The following is a 17,240-nucleotide window of genomic DNA, read 5'->3' on the forward strand; positions in this document are numbered from 1 at the left end:
GGAGTTCCTCCGCTGGCATTTTTGAGGAGGACACGATCACTGGGATAGCCGAGGACGCGGAGGCCATACAGTTGATCACACTTAAACCTGTTCAGATGAGTTTCGTCATCCTGATTTGGACTGTACTGCGCACCAGAACGCGAACGCGGAGATCGCAGACCAAGCTTGGCAATGCGCTCGGCACGGAACAGGCTGGCCCGGGGCTGGCGGACAGTTCTTCTCTAGAACCGCATGAATTCAGGGCTAAGAGGTTAACTTGAAGGTGGCCCTCCGCTCTCCTCGCTGGACCAAACGGGAAGATGAACTGTTGCGCGAGCTTGTTGACGCAGGCGCGCCTGTGGAATCCATTTGCGAAACGCTCAACAGGTCCGAGCCGGAACTTCGGAGGCGCGGCTACTACATTGGCCTACCAAGGAAATGGTTTAAGCGAAGAGTCGCCTTCTGACGTTAAGGCCGCGCTCGACTGCGATCCTGGTTTTGGCTAAGTAAGGCCACTAACTGAGGCCGCCTCTTTCATTCAGTAGAAGAGGCGACGTCGACCTCCGGGCCCGCCGGCATACGAGGATGGTAAGCGCGCATTTTGGCGCGCGGCTATGCGCTCAGTCGGCCGGCGGCACGATCTGACGCCGGGCTGGGTTGATTGAGCCCGGCGATCGAACGTCGGCATCTTCTTCAACCCCACTCATTTCGGACCGAACGAGGATCTCGGCACCTACCCGCGCGACTTCTTGCAGGATGAGGGACTGTGCCGCGACGCCCGGTGTTGCGTTCCTCTTTGCGCCGGATGCACAGGAAGTTTATCCGATTCATTTCGAGATCTTCATTGAACCGGGCGACCTCGCCAAACCTCTTTGCGGAGCCTTCAGGGCTGGACAGTTTCGCGGTGTCGCGACTGTCGTATGCAAGTTGTTGAACATGGTGCAGCCCGACGTGCTGTTTTTTGGCCAGAAGGATCTTCAGCAATGCGCAGTCGTGCGTCGCATGGCGGTTGATCTCAATCTCCCAATTGAGATCGTCCCGTACCGACCGTTCGCGAGCAGAATGGGCTCGCGATGAGCAGTCGCAACCGGTATCTCAGCAAGGAAGAACGTCAGCGGGCCCTTGCGATCAATCGTGGACTCTCCGCCGCGCTCGATGAATTCCGCTGGGGAGAAAGGCTAATTCCGATCGCCAAGGGGCATTTAGAGACAGTTGACCGACTCCAGTATCTTGAACTTGTGGACGGTGACACGCTCAACGCCGCCGACAGTCCACTGCGACGCCCCGCGGCGCTTTGTGCAGCATCCTACGTTGGCTCGACCCGGCTGATTGACAACGTAATACTGGCGTTGCCAACTCCGTAGCACACTGCGTAGCCCAACATTACGGAGCATATTGAGCTGGAAGAAGTGCTCAAGCCAACTTTTCCGTACCAAGGGCGAACTCCGAGCCGACGTTGTTCAGCGAGTTAGCGATGCGAGTGGGGTGCTTGCGGAATGTTGTAGGACCGAGAACTTTGCGTCTGGCAAGTTCACGAGTTTCGCGGGGCTGCGACCAGCGAGCGTTTCGACAAACCTTGGTATAGCGTTTTGTAGCCCATTCTATATTGCCCACTTACCTTTGTAGAGTTGAGCACCCGTCAGGTCGTGTGTACTTTCGATGTCGAATCCGCATCATTCGATCGACGGGTCGGCGCGAAGCTCGAAGTGACGCCTTGCTAGAAGTCGCTGCGTTCCAATCAGGTGTGAGGACAAACATCTTGAGTCTGACCGTTGGCCGGTTGAACGAAAAAACACTAGGGGGCTGTGTCTTAAGAAGGTGCCCACTATTCGAGATCGCGATGATTGATCAGAACAGCGCAACCAACCTTCATTCAAGCGACGAAGATGAAGAAGCGAAGGATTGGGCGCGCTATGCTCAGCAACGTGTGAGTCCTTAGAGTAGCCGACAACGCTTCCCTCATACTACGGGCTTTAGCGCAGTCGCCGCATTGATGATCATTGCTGTACACCGCAATTTGCTGGCGTATTTGCATCCCCCTCTGGAAATGCGAGTCGAGATGGCATTTACCGAGCTTTTCATCAAACGTCCGGTATTGTCTATTGTCGTCAGTCTCCTGATCTTGCTGATCGGCTTTCGCGCGGCCACCGTACTGCCGATCCGGCAATATCCCAAGCTATCTAATACGGTCGTCAATATCACGACTTCCTATCCTGGCGCCTCCGCCGACATGATCCAGGGATTCATCACGACTCCCCTGGAACAGGCAGTCGCTTCCGCCGAGGGCGTCGACTACATCAGTTCCTCATCGGTGCTCGGTACCTCGACGATCCAAGTCTACGTCAAGCTGAATTTTGATCCCAGCGAGGCGCTCACCGAGGTGCTCTCCAAGGTCAACTCAGTCAAATATTTAATCCCCAAGGAATCAAACGATCCTGTCGTCACTAAGTCGACCGGTCAGACCACCGCTGTCATGTATATCGCCTTCTCCAGCGAGGAATTGACGGCAAGCGCGATCTCCGACTACCTCTCGCGCGTCGTGCAACCCGTTATGGCAACCGTCGATGGCGTCGCAGCGGCAGACATCCTGGGCGGCCAGAGTTTTGCGATGCGGCTATGGCTGGATCCTACGAAAATGGCAGGGCACGGCGTGTCGCCAGCTGAAGTTTCGGCGGCAATCGCCGCTAACAACTTCCAGGCCGCGGCCGGCCAGACCAAGGGCAATTTCACTATCTCCGATGTCACTGCAAACACGGATCTGCGGAGTGTTGATGATTTTAAGCGCATGATCGTCAAAGCCAATGACGGCGGCTTTGTGCGCATGGAGGACATTGCCGTAGTCGAGCTTGCCGCGCAGACCACAGACATCAGCGTCGCCATGAACGGCGAGCACGCGGTCTTTATCGGCGTTCAGGCGAGCCCGCAAGGCAATCCGCTAAACATAGTGCGAGGCGTTCGGGATCTGTTTCCAGAGATGGAGCGTAACTTGCCGCCGTCACTGAAGATGAAAGTCGCCTACGACTCCACCAAGTTCATTCAGTCATCGATCGATGAAGTGGAGAAGACGCTCATTGAGGCCGTCGTTGTCGTGGTGGTGGTGATCTTCCTGTTCCTGGCCTCGCTGCGGTCGGTCATCATTCCTGTAGTCACTATTCCTTTGTCGCTCGTGGGTGTCTGCAGCATGATGCTGGCGCTCGGGTTTTCATTCAATCTCCTGACCCTTCTTGCCATGGTTCTCGCGATCGGTCTCGTGGTCGACGACGCGATCGTGGTGGTGGAGAATATTCATCGCCATTTAGAAGAAGGTGCGCCGCCTGTCCAAGCTGCTACGAGGGGCGCGCGAGAGATCGTCGGCCCCGTTGTATCCATGACCATTACCTTGGCTGCGGTATACGCCCCAATCGGATTTCTCGGCGGCCTCACCGGTGCGCTGTTCCGCGAGTTCGCGTTTACGCTAGCCGGAGCGGTGATCGTGTCGGGCGTGATCGCTTTGACGCTGTCGCCGATGATGTGCTCGCTCTTCCTGCAGCGCGCTGAGGAGGGGCGGGTCGCAAGATTTGTGAACCGCGGGTTCGGCGCCATGACACGATGGTACGGCCGCAAACTCGACCGCTCGCTCGACTATCGTCCGATTACCGGGCTGTTTGCGCTGACCATGTTGGGCCTCGTCGGCTTTCTCTATATGAATATTTCCAAGGAACTCGCACCCGAGGAGGACCAAGGTATCGTATTCGCTCTAATCAAGGCGCCGAAATACGCCAATATCGACTACCTCGACTACTACGGTACCAAGCTTGAGAAAGCGTTACAGAAATTTTCCGAGACTGATTTGAGTTTCGTGCTCAACGGCGTTAGCGGCCAGCAGAGTGGCTTGGCCGGCATGTTGCTCAAGCCATGGGACGAGCGCAAGCGATCATCGACCGCCCTAAAGTCCCTTGTCCAAGCCGAGCTGTCGAAAATCGAAGGGATTAACGCGTTTGCCTTTAGCTTGCCGCCACTTCCCGGCGGCTCTGGTGGCCTACCAGTGCAGATGGTGATCAATTCGACGCTTGGCTTCCAATCCGTCTACGAGCAGATGTCGAAGCTGAAGGATGCCGCGCGCAAGAGCGGTCTGTTCATGGTGAGCGACTCCGACCTCGAGTTCAACCAGCCGGTGGTAAGAATCAAGGTTGATCGATCTAAGGCCAACGAGCTTGGCATCACCATGCAGACCATCGGTAGCGCGCTCGCCACCTTACTTGGCGGAAACTACGTCAATCGCTTCAATCTGCAGGGGCGCTCCTACCAGGTGATCCCGCAGGTGCCACGTGAGGAACGCCTGGCGCCGCAAGCAATCGGGAGCTATTATGTGAAGACTGCGACGGGGGCGATGCTCCCGCTGTCTACCGTAGTCTCCATCGAGACTGCGACCGATCCGAACGCGCTCACCCACTACAATCAGCTCAACTGCGCGACCTTTCAGGCCGTGCCGATGCCCGGCGTCACGATCGGTCAGGCTGTGGACTTCCTGGAAACCGAGGCAAAAAAACTGCCCGCAGGCTTCAGCCACGACTTTCTCGCCGATGCCCGCCAATATGTGCACGAGGGTAACCAACTGGCGCTTACCTTTGCTTTTGCAATCATCATCATCTTCTTGGTGCTTGCGGCCCAGTTCGAAAGTCTGCGCGATCCCCTCATCATCATGATCAGCGTGCCGATGGCAATCGTCGGTGCCTTGATCCCGCCATTCTTTGGCTGGGCGACTATGAACATCTACACTCAGGTTGGATTGTTGACGCTGGTCGGGTTGATTTCCAAGCACGGCATCCTGATGGTTGAGTTCGCCAATGAGCTGCAGCTCAAGGAGAGGCTTGACCGTCGCTCGGCTATAGAGATGGCGGCGCGCGTCCGACTGCGTCCAATCTTGATGACTACGGCAGCGATGGTCACGGGCTTCATACCCTTGTTGACTGCAACGGGAGCTGGCGCCGCGAGCCGCTTCTCGATCGGGCTCGTGCTCGTCGCTGGCATGTCCGTCGGCACGCTATTCACGCTCTTCGTGTTGCCGGCGGTCTATGTCGCGGTCGCGTCCGATCACCGTGCCGATGCGAGCTCCGGCCGCGCGAAGATCGCCGCCGAGCTTGACCTCACCAGCGCTGCTGATGCCCAGCTGGCCAAGCGATGACTATAACTTCAATCCAGGTTCGCTCAGTGTGGCGAGCGAAGGAGCCTGCGACCGGTTCACGCTGGGGGAGGAGAGAATTTATGCTCGCCCGATAAAAGTGGCCTTGCCAACTATCCCAAGCGCTATTGAAGGAGAATTTCCGTCTGACTGCCCGCGTTGCTTTGCTAGGCAAAAAAAGGATGACACTGAACCGCTTAGGATTTTGACACGAGTTCAATTCCGTGGGAACGGTCGTCAGGAGCCCCCGCATCCATGACCGACGCACTTACGGCTTTCGACACGAGGACCATTGATCGACAAACCGAAAACAGACTGACACGTATTGCTGAGTGATCGTAGTTACTGGGAAGTGCAGCACAGCTTCTGTTGTACGACGGAAGTCGAGAACAAGAGCAACTGCTGAACGCGGACAACGGCCACTGCCAGTGTGAAGACGGGCGGGCTAAGCGAGTGGTCAGATCCGCCGCAATCGTGAAGACCAATGGCCGCGCTGGTTCCCCGACGCGTGAACCGACGCCCTCCGGAGTGGGAAAGTTAAGGAAATGCCTGAGTTTGATGCTGCTATGTGGTTTCTGGCCGCAACGACGTGTTTTGCGGCCTTTGTAAATGGAGCCATCGGCTACGGCTTTTCGTCGCTCACTGTACCCCTTGCCCTGGTTTTCTACACCAATCGCATTCTCAACCCCGCCATTGTCACCATCGAGGTCTTCGTCAACGTTTACGTCCTCCTCATCAATCTGAAGGGCGTGCGGGTGGTTTGGAGACGAGTGTTCCCCATCTTGCTTGGACTCTTGCCGGGCATTGCGCTCGGCGGCTACGCGTTGACCTCGCTCCAGCCGGGCTGGATCAAATTCGCCACCTACACGATCATCCTGCCCCTGATCCTGCTGCAAGCTGCAGGTTGGCGCCGCCCTATCGAAGCAAGCTGGCTGATCGGCCTGCCATTCGGGTGGATGCTGGGCATCCTCTATTCGGTGACGACTATCTCCGGCCCTCCGTTGGCGATGCTGTTCAACAACCAGGGCTTGGTCAAACACGAATTTCGTGCCGGTCTAGCGCTGGTTCGCGTGGCGGAATCGAGCGTGACCGCCTTCGTCTATTATCAGCTCGGCTTGTTCATTTCCGAAAGCGGCAGCTTGCTCTATGTTTTTATACCCAGTGTCATGCTTGGCATCCCGCTGGGGTCCTACGTCATTCGTCGGCTTGATCCGGAGACGACGCATCTGTATGAGCGTTGACGCTTGGATCGTGGGCTTCGGTTTGTCACGGGTGCTGATCGAGCTCGATCTAGTGCAGAGCGCCTGGGCTTATAGCGTGATGGCGGCGGCCATACTGATCGATCTCTGCCTGCTATACTTGTTCCTTACCACGCACAGTCCGATTTGGTCAGAGCGACGGTCTCGGCGAACTGCGGATATAAGCGGTTGAACGATGCCTGCGGGCACCTCGGTATCGAATGCGCGCGCGTCCTGGACCTGATCGACGCCCCTCTCTTCGGCGGCGACAATGATGGCATGGAAATCTGGTTGATTGCCCCAAGACAGCCCAGGGCACCGGCGCCGCGAGTTCGGGATCACAGGACAGCCCTGAACTTTTGGACACTGAATCGAAGTGGCTGTGCCGGCGGCGACCCGCTGGTCCAGAACAAACGAACGATTCGAGACACGACACATCGAGCGCGGCGCGGGGAACCATCTGGCCACCTAAAACCAGGACGATCGAATATCAAAGGTATCGGGCCGACATTGACCGCTTGCGATGTGATAGCGGTCCTCTTTGTGTTGATCTTGCGAGTCAGCGCCGTTACTCGTGAGAGCTTCCGATTTTGCAAAAGCTGTCGGAAAACCTACAGCCGTGCTAGCGCCAACTACATAGAGGCGTGGGCCGCAGTTGGCTTTGTAGGCTTTGCGACAGGCCATACTGAGCGTTGCGCCTGCGGCTGTCGCAGACCAGCAAAAACTATCACCCTCGTATGGGCTGGCTCATCCGGGAAAGATCAGCCGAAACACCGCATTCACGGGCTCGACGATCACTGCTACTTGTCGCTCGCCCTGTGACGTAGTCCAGTATTTGTGACGGCATCGCATTTGCAGGGATGAAGAAACGTCAACTTGAGGCCATCATCGTCGAACCGCTATGCAGGCGACGCATCGCAGGATGAGGGGCGCCGCGCTCGCGAGCCCGTTCTGTCAGGAGCGCCCGTGATACCATCTGCCAATGGGTCTGCCGGCCTGCTTGGGACGCGGCTGACATTTTTTGTGGCCGGATTCGGCCTCGCGGCCTGAGCACCTTAGTGCCGCTCGCCAAGGAGCAGCTCGCGACGGATGACCGCATGCTTGGTCTACTGCTGCTCTGTCTCGGAACAGGATCCGTCATCGCGATGCTTTCGACCAGCGTGTCGAATGCGGTATGGCAGCAAGCCCCCTATCCTCGCGGTGGAGTTGGACTCGCGATCATCCTGCCGTGCCTTGCAATTGCCGACACACCTGTCAGGCTCGGTGCCACGTTGTTTGCTTTCGGCGTTTCACTCGGCTCGATCGATGTAGCCATGAACATTCATCCGATTGAATTGGAGCGCGCAACCGGCCGTCCATTGATGTCCGGCTTTCACGCCCAGTACAGCATTGGGGAATTCACCGGCTCTGCCGCCGTGACCTCTTTCCTGTCGCTGCAGCTTGGCTCGCTTTTCTTGACGGTCGTCTGTTCGCCGCTAGTGACGATCGCGACTGTGTCGGCCTGGCCGGGGTTGCTCGCGACGGGTTCGAGACAGAGGGATCATTGTTTGTCTTGCCCCTTCGCAGTGTGTTGCTAGCACTACTTTGGCAGAATGTGTTTGCGCCATCGTTTTTCAAGGATTTGGCTTTCGGCAATATGGGCACTGCTGAGACGGCGGCCGAAGGATGAGATCGACGATGGCGTGACGTACGGCGGGCATGGTTGGTTGAGGCGGAGGCCCGTTGATTCTTTTTTTCCGTCCCGCGTATGCGAGGCGACGATGTTGCAGGAAGGCGTAGGCAATCATTGTCATCAGGGCGTGGCGATGAAGACCTTGCCATGATCGCCCCTCGAAGAAGTCCAAGCTCCTCCTTCAATTGCTGATGCGCCTGCTCACAAATCCACCGTGCCTTGATGGTTGCGGCCAGCGTGCGCAGATCCGTCGCCGCCGGAAGATTGGCGAGATAGTATTTCTTCTCCCCGGAGGCACGTTGCTCGCCAATGAGCCAGGCTTCGTCGCCTGGGAGATGCTGCTGACCTTTATCCCATATCCGCTGCGGAGGGCCGTCGGCGGTCCGGACACGGAGAGCAGCAAATTGGGCTTTGAGCCGACCTTTCGTCCCGCTACGCCAACTCACGGTTTTCCATTTGGCGCTGGCCAGCATTTGTTCTGCCGCAATCGATAAGATATCAGGCACGTGGTGCTTTCGTGGTTTCCCGCGGACCTTGGTAATCGGCCAAATGAGCTTCACATCGACCGGATACACTTTCAGGTGCCGAGGGATGCCGACAGCCCAGGCCAGCCCGCGCTCTGTTAGCCCTTGTCGAAACGGCGCGCTGAGGCCGTATCCTGCATCCGCTAGCACACATCCAAAGTGCACGTGGCTGCCATCGCGCGGTCAATCTCGGCCAAAGCAATCTCCGGCTTGGACCGTGGCGTTCGGTGTTCGACTGGCACGCGAGCGCGCTTCAAACGAGACACGTCGCTTGTCCAACTGTCAGGCAGAAAGAGACGTAACGCGATCATCACTGGCACTTCGCCGCGCGCAAGCGTTAAAGACACCAGCGTTTGGCAATTTGCCGTTTTACCGAGAGCCGACGCGTATTGAGCCGCAACACCGACCGAGCGCTCACCCTTCTTCGGCAGTGAGGTGTCATCAATAATCAGCACCGCATCCCTGCCGCCGACAAGTCGGTCCGCCTGGTCGAGCAGCTCTGTCTCCAGCGGCGTCGCGTCCCAGACACCATCCGCAATGAAATGGTGCAACTGGTCGTAGTTGCTCGTGGCAAGGCGTTCCGCCATCGGCTGAACGCTTTGCGATCGCCAGGACCGATCAATCCCGCAACATACAGAGGACACATCCGCTGCCGGGTCTTATGACCCAGTCGGGCCAAGAACGGCATCAGCCAGGGTTCGAGTTCGTCTTCCCATCCCGGCATGGTCAGCCCTCCAAGAGCCGACCACCCATGAATCATTGAAAAATTGATTCGGGAATCCTAGAAAACGCGACTAAATCAAAAATCTGCCAAAGTAGTGCTATAGCTGTGCTCGGTCCATCACCTTTCTTGTTGAAGGTGCAATGCTCGATTGGAGCGTTTTTGCTTCTCGTTGAACGAGATCTTCTCGCGGAGACGCACGGGGCATTGTCTGTATGCTCTTCTCAATCGTAATGAGCGCAGGGCGTTTCAGCGGAGATGCCGTGGTGGCGCGAATCGGCGACCGTGCCACATTGATGCTCGGGACTCTGCCATCGTGACAGGCTTCTTGGCTGTGTGGCCGTCCCGTTGCGTTGACTGCTATGGCGGGGTTCCTGCTTATTGGATTGGGTATTTCAAATGTTGTACCCGTACTGTGTCGCCGCGCCGGCAACAGAAAGTGATGCCAGCAGGCGTTGCGATCGCGGTCATCACGACAGCCGGACGCGGGTATACTCATCGGCCCGCCGGCATCGGGCTCGTGGCACACATGTTTGGCTTTCCCTTGTCGTTCGGGATATTAGGCGCGCTCACGTCCATCGTTAAGCTGTCGGCGAGGATGATGACAGATCATGGCTAAGCCGTGGTCGAGAGGAAAGGGACACGAGAACGCTTCTGGCTAATGATAGTCCACCGGTCGGCGTTTAGCGGCTTAGAGTCGATGAGCTCTCAATTGATGGCAGCAGGTCTCGATGATGGCGTTCTCCTTTTCCTGAAACTCGGTTGGCTGTGTCGTAGTAGGATACACCGCGTCACTCGGGTTCTTGGCGTCCAACTGAGCGCGGTTGTTGACAATGAACGCTTGTCAACTGGGAAGCAAAATTGATTGTTACGTGAGGTCAGCTAGGCTGGACGTTCACCGCCGCTTGATACTAGGATCGGCCCGTTATCGGAAACAGGCAGATCACTCTGGTGCCGTCCATCGCTGTCGGCGCGATACGCCCGGTATGCCAGCGGAATCCCGTCCTCAAGCGAGGTCGTGGCGCGCCAGCCGAGCCCGGACAGCCGCCCGACGTCGAGCAGCTTGCGCGGCGTGCCGTCCGGGCGCGACGCGTCGAAGCTGATCTCACCGCGAAAACCGACGGCAGCCGCCACCATGAGTGCTAACTCGGCGATGCTGATGTCTTCGCCGGTGCCGATATTAACCAATTCCGGCGAGGAATAGGTCTTCATCAGATGGATGCAGGCATCGGCGAGATCGTCGACGTAGAGAAATTCGCGGCGCGGCGTGCCGGTGCCCCACACCACGACGTTGCCGCCGCCCGAAATCTTGGCCTCGTGGAAGCGGCGGATCAGCGCGGCGACGACGTGGCTGTATTCGGGGTGATAATTGTCGCCGGGGCCGTAGAGGTTGGTCGGCATCACGCTGATGAAATCGGCGCCGTACTGGCTGCGATAGGCCTCGGCCATCTTGATGCCGGCGATCTTGGCGATGGCATAGGGTTCGTTGGTCGGCTCCAGCGGACCCGCCAACATCGAATCCTCTCGCAGCGGCTGCGGCGCCAGGCGCGGATAAATGCAGGAGGAGCCGAAGAACATCAGCTTCTCGCATCTAGTGGCATGGGCCGCCTGGATCACGTTGCTCGATATCGCCAGATTGTCGTAGAGAAACTCGGCGCGCAGCGTGTTGTTAGCGACGATGCCGCCGACCTTGGCGGCGGCGAGGAACACGGCTTGCGGCCGCTTCGCGGCGAACCAGGCATTCACCGCGGCCTGGTCGCGCAGGTCGAGCTCGCTGCGCGACACGGTCAAGAGATCGGCCTGTTCGCGTGCCAGCCGGCGCATCAGCGCCGCGCCGACCATGCCGCGATGACCCGCAACGAAAACCGTCTTGCCCTTCAGTTCAAAAGCCGTGCTTGCCATTGGACGCGCCCTGCCTGGCTTCGACGAGATCGCTGGCGACCATTTCCTTCACCAGTTGCGAGAATGGCGTCTTCGGAACCCAGCCGAGCTTCGCGCGCGCCTTGGCGGCGTCGCCGATCAGGAGATCAACCTCGGTCGGACGGAAATAGCTCGGGTCGATCTGCACCAGGGTCTTGCCGGACGCCTTGTCCACGCCGATCTCCTCGACGCCCTTGCCGCGCCATTCGACGCTGCGCCCGACCTCGGCAAACGCCAGCTCGACGAACTCGCGAACCGACCGCGTCTCGCCGGTCGCGAGCACGAAGTCGCCAGGCTCGTCGGCCTGCAGGATCCTGTGCATGCCCTCGACATAGTCGCGGGCATGGCCCCAGTCGCGCTTGGCGTCGAGATTGCCAAGATAGAGCGTGTTCTCGAGGCCGACCTCGATGCGGGCGACGGCGCGGGTGATCTTGCGCGTCACGAAGGTCTCGCCGCGGGTCGGGCTCTCATGGTTGAACAGGATGCCGTTGCTGGCGAACATGCCATAGGCCTCACGGTAGTTCACTGTGATCCAGTAGCCATAAAGCTTGGCGACGCCATAGGGCGAGCGCGGATAGAATGGCGTGGTTTCCTTCTGCGGCACCTCTTGCACGAGCCCGTAAAGCTCCGAGGTCGAGGCCTGGTAGAACCGCGTCTCCTTTTCCCTGCCGAGGATGCGGATCGCTTCCAAAAGGCGCAGCACGCCGATTGCGTCGGCGTTGGCGGTGTATTCCGGACTCTCGAAACTGACCTGGACGTGGCTCTGGGCGGCCAGATTATAGATCTCGGTCGGCCGGATCTCCTGCACCAGCCGGATCAGATTGGTCGAATCGATCATGTCGCCATAGTGCATAAGGAACGGCACGTTGCCGGCATGCGGATCCTGGTAGAGATGATCGACGCGCGCGGTGTTGAACGAGGACGACCGGCGCTTGATCCCGTGCACAGTGTAGCCGAGACCGAGCAAATACTCGGCGAGATATGCGCCGTCCTGCCCGGTGACGCCGGTGATCAGCGCAACGCGCCGCTTTGAGTCCTGAGCCGCCATGGTCTCTCTTGGTTGCGAAGCCGTTTCTCGAGGAATCTAGATGTGCAAGCCCGCTCCACTCGCAATTAGGAAAGCGATCGCTAGCGTCAGTCATAAACATCATGTAGGAATGCGCACTATATACATTGATTTAAATTGGACTGGAGTGCCAACACATTCATCTTCAAAATATAAAGTCAACTAACGCTCGCATCCTGGCTGATGTCCGCGATGATCCTAAGTAGGCGAGATGGATTCGATCGCCATTGCGAGCGCCAGGGCGCGCTTGTCCAGGGCGCTATCTCCAATGAGATAGAAGCAGAGGGTCTGTGCTCCTTATCTATCCTCAGTCGCACGTACGCATTCGCGTGGTCTTGCCCTGGCTTGGGAGAGCGACGAGCTGAGGCCGTAGTCGTCAATGCATTTGTCGGATGACGGATGCAAGCCAGCACACAGTCAAACCTGCGCGTCAATTCGCAGTCTACAAGGCGCCCGTACCGTTAACTTCCGGACAGAACACCCGGTCTTGACAGTCGACTCCTCAACCGTAATCAGCGCCGTTGCCAAGATCCAGCTCGCGGCAGGCAGCGGACGGTCGACGCAAGGCAAAATGAGAAAGAGTAGCAAACATTGGTATAGATCCTCGAACGTTTCGATAATCGAAAGTTTACGTTCGTACAATAGAGCTTCGCTGCCAATCGTTTAGTCTCGACGAGCGTAACTTGCCTCGGACCGAGAATGATGAGTCTCTTAAACCCGCGCCGGAAAAATGTTTCCAGTAACACAGGACAATTCACGTTAGAGCGGCGGCGCAAATATATCGGCAGCATACCATGTAGAAGCCGTGGGCAGGTTTCATCTTTCTATCTGCCCAATGGAGCGCAGCTGAGACGGAACGTGAGCCTCTCGACAGTCAATGAGTGACACGCAAGGACTCAGTTACTGCCACTCAAGTGCCGCCCGGTTCGCCGGCTTCGCTGCTCACTTCCTTGAGAATTTGAGCGGCAAGTCGTGAAATGGCTCACAGTGATGATGATGAGCCGAACAAGACAAGATGTTTTATCGTAGCATAATTGGCTGCCAATCTGGTTCGAATGTCCTTAATCTAAGGAGCCAGACTATTTGCGCGATATGGCCTCGCAGCGGCTTTATGCGACGACGACAGCTATCGTCGCAACCCGAGCAAGTCTGTTTTTGTCGGGATTGGATGTCGCACCACCGTTTAAGCGCACCTGCATTCTGGCTCTTCTCAAAGCGGTCACGCTATTCGCAGTCGCATCCCAGTCTGTACTCGATGGGCAGCCAAGAACGGAATGTAGCCGGACGAAGCGATGATGGCTGAAAGAGATCTAACTCACGCTTGTGAATGCGGCGGCGATACTGGCGGCCGCGACAAAACCCGAACTTCACACCTGTTATCGCAAGCGAATTTCGTAACGGGGTTCCCGTGAGGGGGAATGTCGGGCTTCTTGAACTTGGGCAGCACTGATCGATATGTGTGGAATTGTCGGCATCTTGGGGCGTGGTCCGGTCGTTGGGCAGTTGGTCGCGTCGCTCAAGCGATTGGAATATCGTGGCTATGACTCCGCAGGCCTTGCGACCCTCGAGGGGCTCCGTATCGAGCGGCGACGCGCTGAAGGCAAGCTGAGAAACCTTGAGGAGCGGCTGCGCTATTGTCCGCCGTCGGGTCGCACCGGTATTGGTCACACCCGCTGGGCTACTCATGGAAAGCCGACCGAGCGCAATGCTCATCCGCATGCGACGGAAAACGTAGCGGTCGTTCATAACGGGATCATTGAGAATTTCAGCGAGCTGCGGGCCGAGCTGGAGGGCAATGGAGCCCATTTTGGCTCAGAGACGGACACCGACGTGGTGGCACATCTCGTCGAATCTTATCTCAAGAATGGCTGCTCGCCGCAGGATGCGGTACAAGCTTCGCTGCCGCGGCTGCGCGGTGCCTTCGCGTTGGCATTCCTTTTCAAGGCCCAAGACGATCTTTTGATCGGTGCGCGCAAGGGGTCGCCCCTTGCGATCGGACATGGTAACGGTGAAGTGTATCTAGGATCGGACGCGCTCGCGCTCGCGCCTTTGACCGACACCATTACCTATCTTGAAGACGGCGACTGGGCGGTGCTTACACGCACGACGTGCGTGATTTATAGCGCAGGCGGCTCCGTCGTCCAGCGGGAAACATCAAAGTCGGGCGTATCGTCACTCCTTGTGGACAAAGCGAATTATCGCCACTTCATGGCCAAGGAGATCCACGAGCAGCCGACAGTGGCCGGCAAGACATTGGCGCATTATCTCGACATGCCGGCCAAGCGCGTCGCCCTGCCGCTCACATTGCCGTTCGACTTTAAATCCATTCAGCGCATCTCAATTACCGCGTGCGGCACGGCGAGCTATGCCGGGCACATCGCCAAATACTGGTTCGAGCGGCTGGCGCGCTTGCCTGTCGAGATCGATGTAGCGTCCGAGTTCCGCTACCGGGAGGCGCCTCTGCGCCGGGGTGATCTCGCCATCGTCATCTCGCAGTCGGGCGAAACCGCTGACACACTAGCTGCGTTGCGATACGCCAGGGGCCAGGGCGTGCACACGATATCTGTGGTCAACGTCCCGACCTCGACGATTGCGCGCGAGAGTGAATCCGTTCTGCCGACACTGGCGGGGCCAGAAATCGGCGTCGCCTCTACAAAGGCATTCATCTGCCAGCTGATGGTATTGGCGGCGCTTGCCGTCGCAGCAGGCAAAGAGCGCGGTAAGCTGTCTGAGATCGATGAATCAAAGCTCGTGCGTGAGCTTATCGAAGTGCCGCGGTTGATTGCTGCGGCGCTGTTGATCGAGCCGCAGATCGAGAAGCTCGCGCGTCATATCGCCGACTCGAGGGGCGTGCTCTATCTCGGTCGGGGCACATCGGCCCCCCTGGCGTTGGAGGGCGCACTCAAGCTGAAGGAAATTTCCTATATCCACTCAGAAGGTTATGCCGCCGGCGAGCTCAAGCACGGACCGATTGCACTGATCGATGAGACCGTGCCTGTGGTGGTGATCGCGCCTTACGACGAGGTCTTCGAGAAGACCGTCTCGAACATGCAAGAAGTTGCCGCTCGGGGCGGCAAGATCATCCTAATCACGGATGCGAAGGGTGCTTTGGAAGCGACGGTGGACACACTCATGACCGTTGTGCTGCCGGAGGTGGTCGCAAGCTTTACGCCGATGATCTATGCTATTCCGGTTCAGCTCTTGGCTTACCATACCGCCCTCGTAAGGGGCACGGACGTGGATCAGCCGCGTAATCTCGCAAAATCGGTGACTGTCGAATGAGGCCGCAGTGTTAGTGTCTGAGCATTGAGGCCTCCGCGTCGAGGTGTTGGCTTGTGTTTGGTCGCGTCGAGTTCGTGGAAACGAAACCGGACAAGTTCTCAATCTTGCTGTCTCCGAAGTTGCGTAGCTGTCGTATAATGCCGAAGCCGACGAGCAAGTCGGTGCAGACAGCTTCGGGCCGCTCCGTCGCGGCTTATTCACTGGAAGCGCATACGCGCGACAACTTACTTTGCCCAATTGCCAGCATGCGCGCCCTGTGGGGCAAGTTGAGCATGCGCTTCGCCCCCGGGGGGATTGCGATTAGCAGTCCAGTTTCTCCCTTAGATCGCGCGTATCAACGGCTCATTGAATCCGGTTGGGCCACAGGCGCCGTACACCTGCTGCCTGTCATCAAAAGAATTGTTGGAAACCGGACACTCCCGCGCAAGGTCAAGGGCTTAGAATCAAGCAGATGGTTCGCCGTACCGGAAGGACGCGGCGCCCCCGGCTGTATATGCGACAGGCGAGTACTATTGGCCATTATCTGGCGCAGCGACAGCCGACCCGCTCGCATAGCAGGATCAACCAGCGTTGCGGCGACGCGGGATTTAGCACGACTGGCAAATCCGGTTGGTGGGCGAGCGATCGCATCGGCCTCCCACCGCGGTGCCGCAGATCTGTTTGACAGAAGAACCGCTGCTCATTCTCGGCACGGGAATTGCTGTCCCGCTCCTCGAACGCAACTGGAAATGGACCAAAAGGTCGTAACCGCTACAGGGCGGGCTGGAGAAAGGCCTGGCAACGGCAGATAGCGTCACATTGAAAGGAGTTGACCGGAGCAGGCATTCAGCGTGCCCGCGAGTCTTGTCGTTCAGATACACTCAGAGCAGCCCGAGCGTCGAGGCCCGACCGATCATCGCAGAGTGGCAGTTTCGTGGCAGTCGTTGTGCGGCATAGACCAAAACGGCGACGGATCACAGATATGGCTAGCCGCTCTCGTCAACGGGGCGTCCAGCCGACCTGCGATCGCGGAAGCGGAGATCCGTCTACCTGTAATGAAGAGAGCTAATCAACATTGGATTCGGTTGCGCCAGCTCTTTCAGTGGACCCGCAAATCGCCACGTTCTGCTTGATGTCAGCTCTGTTCGGATCGAGCGCGCCAAACGGCCTCTTCGATGGATTGATCTGGCCGAAGGACGGCTGACGCCTCGACCGACTATGGCGCAACGGCGCCGATCGATTTCTTCTCCTGCCGGCTGCGCCGTCATTCCTTGCGAAACAAGAAATTCGCCTGGTTTTCCATTCTCCGCTGGTGCTTCGGCCTCTTCGGGGTACGCCGTCGATCGCCTCCGGCTTGTCGATCACCATCGAGGCCGCAAGGTGCGGGCTCGGGAAACAGAGATCAAGGAGAACTACCATGGCGATCATCGGCACCTTCAAGAAGACCGGCAACAACGAGTTCAAAGGCGAATTCGTCACCCTCTCGCTCCAGGAGAGGAACGTGCGGATCGTCCCCGAAGCCAGTCGCTCGCGCAACAACGCTCTCAACCACCGGATCTATGTCGGTCGTGTGGAGATCGGGGCCGCCTGGTCCAAGCGGTCCAACGAGGGCCGCGATTATCTCGGCCTCAAGCTCGACGATCCGAGCTTCCGCTCCGATCCTCTCCAACCTGCGCGGTGGCGATCAGGGTGAGACGC

Annotated in this window: 6 protein-coding genes and 3 pseudogenes; 6 read left to right on the top strand and 3 right to left on the bottom strand. The window is 58.0% G+C overall.

What is annotated here, in order from left to right; all coding sequences use genetic code 11:
• Positions 1-659: 659 nt before the first annotated feature.
• The 4 genes and pseudogenes from panC to ACM43_RS15485 all read left to right on the top strand — a co-directional run.
• A pseudogene (gene panC / locus ACM43_RS15470) lies at positions 660-1,343 on the top strand (pantoate--beta-alanine ligase); the annotation flags it as partial.
• Between the two features lie 695 nt (positions 1,344-2,038).
• A complete protein-coding gene (locus ACM43_RS15475; RefSeq protein ID WP_036031113.1) occupies positions 2,039-5,143 on the top strand; it encodes an efflux RND transporter permease subunit in 3,105 nt (1,034 codons plus the stop codon).
• A gap of 542 nt (positions 5,144-5,685) precedes the next feature.
• Positions 5,686-6,381 (top strand): sulfite exporter TauE/SafE family protein, encoded by a 696-nt coding sequence (locus ACM43_RS15480; RefSeq protein WP_225114359.1) that lies wholly within the window; start codon positions 5,686-5,688, stop codon positions 6,379-6,381.
• A gap of 1,055 nt (positions 6,382-7,436) precedes the next feature.
• Positions 7,437-7,955, top strand: coding sequence for a hypothetical protein (locus ACM43_RS15485; RefSeq protein WP_193375219.1), 519 nt, complete (start codon positions 7,437-7,439; stop codon positions 7,953-7,955).
• Between the two features lie 46 nt (positions 7,956-8,001).
• Here ACM43_RS15485 and ACM43_RS15490 read toward each other — a convergent pair.
• The 3 genes and pseudogenes from ACM43_RS15490 to gmd all read right to left on the bottom strand — a co-directional run.
• Positions 8,002-9,334, bottom strand: a pseudogene (locus ACM43_RS15490) (IS701 family transposase); the annotation flags it as partial.
• A gap of 843 nt (positions 9,335-10,177) precedes the next feature.
• Complete coding sequence (locus ACM43_RS15495) at positions 10,178-11,197, bottom strand: GDP-L-fucose synthase family protein (RefSeq protein ID WP_036031105.1); 1,020 nt, start codon at positions 11,195-11,197, stop codon at positions 10,178-10,180.
• A complete protein-coding gene (gene gmd / locus ACM43_RS15500) occupies positions 11,178-12,263 on the bottom strand; it encodes a GDP-mannose 4,6-dehydratase (protein WP_036031108.1) in 1,086 nt (361 codons plus the stop codon). The genes ACM43_RS15495 and gmd overlap by 20 nt, the downstream gene beginning before the upstream one ends.
• A gap of 1,473 nt (positions 12,264-13,736) precedes the next feature.
• Here gmd and glmS point away from each other — a divergent pair.
• Together glmS and ACM43_RS15510 are read left to right on the top strand one after the other, a co-directional pair.
• Complete coding sequence (gene glmS, locus ACM43_RS15505) at positions 13,737-15,563, top strand: glutamine--fructose-6-phosphate transaminase (isomerizing) (RefSeq protein ID WP_271540957.1); 1,827 nt, start codon at positions 13,737-13,739, stop codon at positions 15,561-15,563.
• Positions 15,564-16,959: 1,396 nt separating this feature from the next.
• Positions 16,960-17,240 (top strand): annotated as a pseudogene (locus ACM43_RS15510) (DUF736 domain-containing protein); the annotation flags it as partial.

Source organism: Bradyrhizobium sp. CCBAU 45321 (assembly GCF_028128975.1).
In the GTDB taxonomy this organism is placed as follows: Bacteria; Pseudomonadota; Alphaproteobacteria; order Rhizobiales; family Xanthobacteraceae; genus Bradyrhizobium; species Bradyrhizobium yuanmingense.